This is a genomic window from Bacillus sp. AY2-1 (assembly GCF_008368965.1).
Classification (GTDB): Bacteria; Bacillota; Bacilli; order Bacillales; family Bacillaceae_G; genus Bacillus_A; species Bacillus_A thuringiensis_S.
Map to the genome: position 1 here is coordinate 1 of NZ_QPEL01000193.1, position 8,679 is coordinate 8,679.

Here is an 8,679-nt window from a genome sequence, read left to right on the forward strand (position 1 = left end):
TTCATCCACCACTGATTATTAACCCCCACCAATCGGACTTTTACGGGCAGCCCGCCCCCCACCTAACTTCTTTGCTTACGCTGAATTTTGAGGTGGGGGTCTTACTGCCCGTTAATGCGGGATAAAAAATATAAAAAAATATCCAGAAAAACTGTCACAAAATCCTTTTTTCTGGTTTCTCTATAATACAGGTATCAAATTGAAAGTGAGGTTTAAACGGACATGTTAACCATAGAAAATGAAGAAAGTCATGCTTCTGATATGACCTTTGAAGATTTATTTAAGCAGTACTATGCTTACGCTGTGAAACAAATCATCTGGATTGTTAAAGATCAATCTATCGCTGAAGAGTTAGCACAAGAAGTATTTTTACAATTATATCGTAGCGATTGGAAAGGAATTGAAAACATACCTGGATGGTTGATTAAATCTTCTACTTATGTAGCTTATAACCATTTTCGATCTGAAAAAAGGCAGCAAGCGAAGATTGATAAAGAAATACAATACCATGAAGTACAAAATGTTTCATCATTAGACGATGATTGGATAAGAAAAGAAGAAATTACAAAGGTCCAAACGATACTAAATAAAATGAATGATCGAGAACGAACCCTTTTACTAATGAAATTCTCTGGTTTTCAATATAAAGAAATTGCAGAAGTACTTCAAATTGAAATATCTTCTATTGGAACATTATTGGTCCGAGCAAAAATGAAATTCCGCAAGATTTATAAACAAATGGAGGAGGCATAACAAATGAAATGTTATGATATCGGGTTTATTCAAACATATATTGATGGAGAACTTTCTCATGATATAAGAAAGGAATTCACAAAGCACCTAGATACATGTGAAGCATGCCAAGATTTATTAGTAGAAATTAGTAAATTAAATCAATGGGAAAACGTAATGCTAGATGAAGAATCTGCAAATTCACCACAAGAAATCAAAATTGATATAGAACAAGCATGGAAAACATTTGAAAGCCGTTCCAAGTTAGACAATGTTTCTAATATAAATCACAAAAAGCACCAAAAGAAGGGAATGTTTACAAACATGAGTAAAAAATCAAAACGTTTCATTTATACAGCAGTAGCTGCAGCTGCACTTTTTACAACAGCAATGATTCCACAAGTACAAGTGGCGGCTACAAATGTTGCTTCATATTTTTCTGATGCAATTACAAATGATAAAGTTGTAAATGAAGGAATAGGAGATGAAAATGGTGTCATACAAGATATGATGAAGAATGGTAAATATATTCCTATTGATGAAAAAATTACAGATCAAGGTATTACTGTACATCTCAAAGAAGTATTTATCGCAGATGCACGTATATCAGTTCATTATAGAATGGAAAAAGCTGATGGTAATTTAGTACCATTTGAATTTGATACATCAGGATTAAATCTTGAAAATGATGGTAAAATTAATGGGCAACAAGAGGAAAACCCTGAGATTAAAAATGACGGGAGACTATCATTTATCCATGATTCAGATGATCGTCTTCCTTTTGAACTTATGGCAGCAGGTAAAAAACTAAATGATGTAGGCATTCGTGATAATGATAAACCTGAAGGTGTTGCTACATTTGTTATAGATTCTAAAGGAAAAGACGCTTTTAAACAGCCCCTTACTTTAGATGTAAATATAACTAGAATTGGAAAAGTAATTGGATCTTGGAAAGGTCAAATTCCAATTGATACTTCACATTTGAAAAACAATACGAATTAACATGAAAAAAAGAATAGAACAATATGTATCTAATTCTCAGTTTATATGTTTTCTTGTTTTCGTTACATTTATTTCTTATATAGTTTTTGCTCTATCTTTTATTTATGATTTAAGTTTATAACCTTAAATCAATCATTTAAAACCATTACAAAAAAAAGCCCTCTAAAAAAGTAGGCAAATAAATAACCGGTTTCTTAACGTATAAGGAATCGGTTATTTTGTATTTAAAATGCGTCTAGACGTACAATTTTTTTGATATGGTGACCTCTAATAAACCATATCAAAAAAAGAATAGACAGCCTAAGGTGCCTTTCTCCGACTTGAACCATGTTTAATTGTTTTGTTTATTGAGAAATACAATGGTTTATTTATGCTGGTCTTCTATATTAGGTCCGTTTGCAGTCCATACAGCAATTAACAAAAGAACAATAGCGATGAAAAAGTTGATGAGCATTTTTACTAAACTACGCATAGGTAGAAAAGCATATATACTTCTCTACCTATCTTAATGTTACTTGATAAGTACTTGTTTTAATTATATATACAAGGAAATTAAACCAGCTATAACAATCAATGGAAGAATTACTGCAAGTTTATTTTGTAGAGGGACACGTTTGTCTGGGACTCCTGGATGGATAACAAAAGCCAGTAAAACAATTGCTCCAATAATACCTAAAAGTATATTAATGATAATCATCCTCCTAAGGAATATTATTAAAATTATATCAAATTTAAACACAAACAAAAGGAATTAATGTTAACAATTACCAAACAACCTATTTATACATAAAAAAACCCCCAAAGTATCTACTTTAAGGGGATCCATCCTATCACCTTCTCTCTTCATACAACCGATTTGCTTTATACGAGCAAACGAAAAACATACATGTCGCAACGGGGATAAATGTCAAAAAAAGTCCTCTCATTAATGCAAATGGCGTTTCAAATAAGAATGACCATAGAAATGATACACCTTGCTTATCCCATAATCCTGGCGTCAAGTATAGTTCTTTCGGATTTACAAAGGCTCCTAAATTCATTGTATTACTATACATAAATAAAAATAATATCGGCAAATAACAGATCGCTAATTCTAAAAATGTTTTAGATAGACGCTTATACTTACCTGCTCGTGACATTGGATCTGAAAAAATGTCATCTTCACTTTCTTCATCTACCTTTTTAAAATATTGCGTACCTGACCACCTATTACCAGCTATATGCTCCCAGCCACTATCTTCAAATAATGTGCAGTAATTAATAAAATCACTTTTTCTACTAAATACTCTATGGTCTATTTTAATCGTCGCATCTTCCGGTTCTGTATATCTAAATGTATAACCAAATGTATTGCTTTCTAGTTGATGGCCTTTCCAAGCCATCTCCTCTAACCATTTTTCCTCTTTCTCAAAGTCTAAAAAGAATTTCAATCTCCACATCATCGTTTCCCCCTAACTATACGTGTAATAAACTTTTTGTAACCGCAATAATGTGCTGCATTCTCATAAAATCTAAATGCAATACTTCTTTCCCGCGTTCCGTAATGACATACACTTTTCTTCGTTTATCTTCACTTTTTACCGATTCTATTAACCCTTGTTTTAATAAATTTTCAACCGCACCATACAATGTACCCGCTGCGATTTTTACTTGATGATTACTCAGTTCCTCCACCTTTTGCATAATTAAATATCCATGAGCTGGCTCTAATAAAGCTAAAAGAACGTAATACGTTGTTTCCGTTAATGGTAAATTTTTATCTCTATTCATAAAGACCTCCAATGTAACGATAACTATATAGCCAAACTATATAGTTGAACTGTATAGTTAAATTTTATACAGTCAGACTGTATATGTCAAATGTAGGAATAACTTTATAACCCAAAACAAAAACGCTACCTTTTTAAAAGATAGCGTTTTTGTTTTACCCTTGCTTATTCTTCGCCTTCATTTGCTCTTCATAAACAAACTTCGCGGTCATAAAGTCGTTAGAAAAATCTTTCAATGCATTCTTCATTACATTTAATTCTTCTTGTGATTTAATTTCAATACTGTTTAAGAAATCAAATGCTTTTGATTGTTCCTCCGCAACAAAATTTTGTGTCATATAATCATCTTGGAAGTCTTTCTTCGCCTTTTCTTTTACTTTATTCATTGCCTCTGTTTTGTTTATGCTTTTCATTGGATTTTCGAATGCTCCAGTAGGTTGTTCTGGTTTTGGCTCTTCTTTCTTTTCCGGCTGTTGCGCTGGTGCTGGTTGTTGTGGTTCCTGCTTTGGTTGTTCTTGTTGAACCGGCTGCTGCGCTACTTGTTGCTCTTTTTTCGCTAACTCATCTTTTAACTTCTTCACTTGCTCATCAAGAGATTTTTTTTCAGTTTCTAACACACTCATATCACTTTTCAACTTTTGCGTTTCTTCAAAATGTTCATCTACTAATTTATTATATTCTTTCTCAGAGCACATTTTTTCACTGGTTGATGTCGTTTTCTCTTTCATAACAACTACATTAATAATTACAAAAAAAGCTACAATTCCTATTAACGCAGCGGAAATCTTCTTTTTGTTCATGATTAATCCTCCAAAATGTAAAATTTAAAAAATTATCATAACAGACCAATTCGCTTTCAACTGTCATATTTTGTCGAATCAATATAATAAAAAAAAGCATCTGAAACAGATGCTTTTTCTCATTCTTAATACGTAAACGTAATCGTCACTAAAGAATACCCTTCTTTCGCATTGTAAGGCTCCGCTTTATAAGAAACTCGGTTTGCCCCTTGCGGATAATCGATTTCGCCAATTACCTTTTTCACATCTTGCAGTGCACCATTCATTGATTGCTTGTACAGCACTTCAATTTTCTCTGGTTTTGCACTATAACGCTGCTGCATTTTATTTTTTAATTCGGTATAGTTATTTGCAATATATTCATTTCCTAAATAGTTTAACTTTGTATCTTTTAATATTTGCTGATATGCAGGCGTTTTCTTACTACCTGCCGCAATTTTATTTGTCAGTGTACTATAATAGTTTGTTGTAGCTTGCGGGTAATCTCCGCGGTTCCACTCATGATTTCTTGTTATTTGCTCATCTGATAAGTTAAAATACGAATACGTTACGCGGCCCTGCTCATCTGGCACCGGATCATCGAATGTTGTATCAAGGTGATACCATTTGTTTTCGATTTTCACTAAATTCCAAGCATGAGGTTGTCCGTCCCCAGTTCCTGTCACGAAATGATTTTCAATTCCTGCTTCTTTTAACAATTGATAAGTTAATAGTGCGTAACCTTGGCAAACCGCAGAACGATTTACAAGTGCCTCATATGCTGTGTAAGCTTTATAAGACGTATCATAAGAAACATGTTTTACTACGTAATCATGAATCGCCTTCACTTTTTCGTGATCATCCATTCCAACTTGAGTAATAGAAGAAACGATTGCTTTCGCTTGTTTCATGACATATTCCGTCTGTTCTTTCGTTTCACGATATGTAATCTTAAGCGTAAATGTATAATTTCCAGGTGATCCAGAAAGTCCATATGAAACATTCGATCTATTATAATTTGTATACTCATTTTTACTTGCAACTTCTTTATATGCGTTAAAAAGTGTATTCATCACTTCGTCTGTATTATTATTTTTCGTTTTATATGGAAGTGTAATAGTCGTTTCATACGTATTAATACGCTTTTGTACTTCCTCTTTAAACGCTGTTAATAATGCCGCATCTCCTGTATCTTTCACATCGGCATTTTTATATTTTAAAGTTTTATATAAAAACTGCGCATACTGTTCACGTGTTACTGTGCCATACGGTTCAAAATTCCCGTTCCCTGTGCCATCTGCGATTCCATTTGACTGCACTGCACTAATTGCGTTTTCTGCCCAAAATGGATTTGGAACATCCTTAAAGGTATGTTTTTGTTTTGCCGCAAGATGGAAAGCATTTGTAAGAATTTGTGCCATTTCCGCACGACTCACAGAAGCTTTCGGTCTAAATTGGCCATTTTCATCACCTTTAAAAACTCCTAAATTCGTTAAAGTTAATACCTCTTCTGGAAACATTGTAGAACTTTGATTAATATCACCGTAAGGATTTTTAAACGTAGACCCATCCTTTAATACGTAACGAGTTCCATCATTACTAAACGAACCGCCTTGTTTATTCGGTACTAACACTCGATAAATTAAAGCCGCAACTTGCTCCCTTGTCGCAACATCTCCAAAACCAAATATCCCATTTCCATAACCGGAAATAATATTTTTACTCGCTAAATCTTTAATCGCAGGATATGACCAATGTGATGTCGGCACATCAGAAAAAACACCCACTTCAGCAGCTTTTACATCGCTGCCATTTGTATATAACAACGCACCACCAATAAGTGATAGTGATGTAATTGATTTTAATAGTTTTGTGTACATAATTTCTTCTCCCAATATGTTCTCTATTTTTGTTGGTTTATGTCGAAAAATCTAAAAATATGACAAAATATATTATACAATTAAAAGTTTTTGAGGGATATATCGAATTTTAAAATATGCAAAAATTCATATTGTTATAAGGATTCATAGTGATATTATGTTGTTTTACTTGCGAATATACAAATAAAAAAACGCTCATCTGAGCGTTTCATCTATATACCTAATAATTACTTTTTCTACACTTCGAACTCTTCTTCGGTAATAATCCTTTAATCTAACAACTCTTTATACTCCAATATTTCTTCAGCCCGATGGCCCTCCATGCGTATATTGTATAACACTTGTTGTATTAACCTTTGATTGGTCTGTTGAAACATTTCATCCATTTAGAAATAGTTCTATTGAATTTTTCACCACTAGCCATAAAAATATCTTATAATCTTTATATAATAAATTATTGTATTAGGAGTAGATAAAATGCCAGTTACACTCGAACTTATTCTTTTCATTCTTATAGCAATTAGTGCTGTTGGCTATTTAATAAAAGAATTTCAAAAAACTAGGAAACGAACACTTGGAATTTCACTAGAATTTTTAATTCTTTTCTGGTCAATATGGAGAATATCAACTATCATAATCTAATTTATAAAACATGAATTCCTTTGAATAAAACTCAATATTATGTCCATAATGTTGATAGGCTGTATGCCAGAATCCATTTAGTCTTCTCTGTATCTCCTTGTATTAAGCAGTTAGCCTTTGCTAGCTGCTTAATACAAGGAAATATTTTTTATTTAAATTAACTATTTTGTTCACTTTTTTGATACATTTACGAAACATTCATATGTTACGTTATATAAGTCCTTTTTTAAATCATATTCATTCTAGAAAAAAGTCCTAGTCCCCCTAGGGCTTTTTTCATTCAAATAAAGAGTTTTATTGTTTCTCAATAACCGCAACTATTTAATGTGGTAAAATAATAATTGGATTGGCATCCAATACCATATTACGATGGATCAAATCGCAAGAAGGCACCTTAGGGTGTCTTTTTTATAGAAAATCAGTTTAAAAACTAAAAATAAAAGAACCTCAATAAATGAGGTTCAAAAAATCTACTATTTTAAATTACCTTCGTAAAAAGCAACTCCATTTTGAACATGTTTTAAATACCACGTAATCGTCCCGCCACAAACATTTTCATTAAAACTATTAGCATATACTCCATTTGAGTAATAAAGAGTTCTTTTGAACTTACCGTTAGAATACTCATAAGGAATTGAGCATGTTGCTTGTTTCGGAGAGCTCACAGCTTTTTGCGTATCAGCTGAAGCTGCCCCAATTCCTCCTGTTAATGCAATACCTGTTGCCAATAGCCCTACTACTAATTTCTTGAACATAATAAATCCCCCTTTAATAGTTTTTATAACTTACAACTTAAATGTATCACTTTTGTAATTTATGTAAATATCTTGAATATGTAGAAATATTTATTTAATTATTGGTAATATTAGGATTTTATTTTATCAAATGGAAAATAGAGGGATTAGGAAGGTTTGTAAAAATCCATACTAAATAAACTAAATATCACGATATATAATTAATGGGCTGATCCAAAATTTTTTCTGATTGGAAAACTATAGTCTCATATATCAATTGCGAGGATACCTTAAGGTATCTTTTTTGTACATATAAAAGTCTCAGCATCTTATTCCTTTAAAACAATAATTGCAACTATATTAATTTTACATTACATTAAGGTTAGGGAATATTCTTATATTAATAAAGTGAAAGTGCTAAATAGTAGGTGGAAGAATGGAATTTAACGATTTGGGTATTACCATTAAAGAACTTAGAATCAAAAAAAATATATCACAATCCGAATTATGTCATGGAATATGTTCACAAAGTCAAATTAGCAAGATTGAAAAAGGTATGATTTATCCATCTAGTATATTGCTATATCAATTATCAGAAAGACTTGGTATTGATCCAAATAATATATTTGCACTAACTCAAAATAAAAGATTAAAATATGTAGAAAATGTAAAATACGTAATAAAAGATTGCTTAAAGCAAAAACAATATAAAGAACTTTATGAAATAGTGAAAAAAGAGAAAAACTTAAATAATTTTCAAACAAAAGAAGAGAAACAATTTCTAATATGGCATGAAGCAATTGCTATATTTATAGTGGATAAATCATTAAAAACTGCTTTAGATTTTTTAAATAATGCATTAAAACTGACTTTAACTAATTCTGATTTTTTATCAGAAAGAGAAATAGATATTATGCAAACAATGGCTATATTTTATGCGGAAAATAAAGAATATGAAAAAAGTATTAATATATTAAAAAGATGTTTAAGTAATTTTAATAAGTTAGATTTTCCTAGAGATAAAGAAATTAAGTTGAAAATCATGTTAAATTTAGCAAAATCTTTGGACTTCACATATCAACATGAAGAGGCAATAAAATACATTGATAAGGGCATCAAATTAGCAATTAATCTAAATACT

General features: G+C 31.5%; 9 protein-coding genes. 3 read left to right on the forward strand and 6 right to left on the reverse strand.

The features are described from left to right. The first annotated feature begins 222 nt into the window (after positions 1-222). Both DN403_RS28185 and DN403_RS28190 read left to right on the forward strand, forming a co-directional pair. Positions 223-753 (forward strand): RNA polymerase sigma factor SigX, encoded by a 531-nt coding sequence (locus DN403_RS28185; RefSeq protein WP_000955505.1) that lies wholly within the window; start codon positions 223-225, stop codon positions 751-753. A gap of 3 nt (positions 754-756) precedes the next feature. Next, entirely contained in the window at positions 757-1,734 is a 978-nt protein-coding gene (locus DN403_RS28190) for a DUF4179 domain-containing protein (RefSeq protein WP_000650416.1), read from the forward strand. 535 nt (positions 1,735-2,269) lie between these two features. On the opposite strand, the gene DN403_RS31435 is transcribed toward DN403_RS28190, so the two are convergent. The 6 genes from DN403_RS31435 to DN403_RS28220 all read right to left on the reverse strand — a co-directional run bounded on the left by DN403_RS31435 (position 2,270) and on the right by DN403_RS28220 (position 7,559). After that, on the reverse strand, positions 2,270-2,431 hold the full coding sequence (locus DN403_RS31435) for a hypothetical protein (RefSeq protein WP_000583951.1): 162 nt from the start codon (positions 2,429-2,431) through the stop codon (positions 2,270-2,272). Between the two features lie 133 nt (positions 2,432-2,564). Next, positions 2,565-3,176 (reverse strand): DUF2812 domain-containing protein, encoded by a 612-nt coding sequence (locus DN403_RS28195; RefSeq protein WP_098437589.1) that lies wholly within the window; start codon positions 3,174-3,176, stop codon positions 2,565-2,567. A 13-nt stretch (positions 3,177-3,189) separates the two neighbouring features. Continuing rightward, positions 3,190-3,504 carry a PadR family transcriptional regulator gene (locus DN403_RS28200; RefSeq protein ID WP_001078063.1) on the reverse strand — a complete coding sequence of 105 codons (315 nt, stop codon included), beginning with the start codon at positions 3,502-3,504 and terminating at the stop codon, positions 3,190-3,192. 154 nt (positions 3,505-3,658) lie between these two features. Next, positions 3,659-4,303: a hypothetical protein gene (locus DN403_RS28205; RefSeq protein WP_106081508.1), complete on the reverse strand. Its 645-nt coding sequence runs from the start codon at positions 4,301-4,303 to the stop codon at positions 3,659-3,661. A 125-nt stretch (positions 4,304-4,428) separates the two neighbouring features. Continuing rightward, a complete protein-coding gene (locus DN403_RS28210) occupies positions 4,429-6,162 on the reverse strand; it encodes an S-layer homology domain-containing protein (RefSeq protein ID WP_149185999.1) in 1,734 nt (577 codons plus the stop codon). A gap of 1,115 nt (positions 6,163-7,277) precedes the next feature. Further along, a complete protein-coding gene (locus DN403_RS28220; protein WP_000473837.1) occupies positions 7,278-7,559 on the reverse strand; it encodes an LCI fold-containing protein in 282 nt (93 codons plus the stop codon). Between the two features lie 415 nt (positions 7,560-7,974). Between DN403_RS28220 and DN403_RS28225 the strand changes: the two genes are divergently transcribed. Continuing rightward, a partial coding sequence (locus DN403_RS28225; RefSeq protein ID WP_149186000.1) for a helix-turn-helix domain-containing protein occupies positions 7,975-8,679 on the forward strand: 705 nt, incomplete at its 3' end.

Coding starts and splice junctions, on each gene's coding strand:
- DN403_RS28190 (WP_000650416.1), top strand. CDS start 757: ATGAAATGTTATGATATCGGGTTTATTCAAACATATATTGATGGAGAA.
- DN403_RS28220 (WP_000473837.1), bottom strand. CDS start 7,559: ATGTTCAAGAAATTAGTAGTAGGGCTATTGGCAACAGGTATTGCATTA.
- DN403_RS28205 (WP_106081508.1), bottom strand. CDS start 4,303: ATGAACAAAAAGAAGATTTCCGCTGCGTTAATAGGAATTGTAGCTTTT.
- DN403_RS28200 (WP_001078063.1), bottom strand. CDS start 3,504: ATGAATAGAGATAAAAATTTACCATTAACGGAAACAACGTATTACGTT.
- DN403_RS28185 (WP_000955505.1), top strand. CDS start 223: ATGTTAACCATAGAAAATGAAGAAAGTCATGCTTCTGATATGACCTTT.
- DN403_RS31435 (WP_000583951.1), bottom strand. CDS start 2,431: ATGATTATCATTAATATACTTTTAGGTATTATTGGAGCAATTGTTTTA.
- DN403_RS28210 (WP_149185999.1), bottom strand. CDS start 6,162: ATGTACACAAAACTATTAAAATCAATTACATCACTATCACTTATTGGT.
- DN403_RS28195 (WP_098437589.1), bottom strand. CDS start 3,176: ATGATGTGGAGATTGAAATTCTTTTTAGACTTTGAGAAAGAGGAAAAA.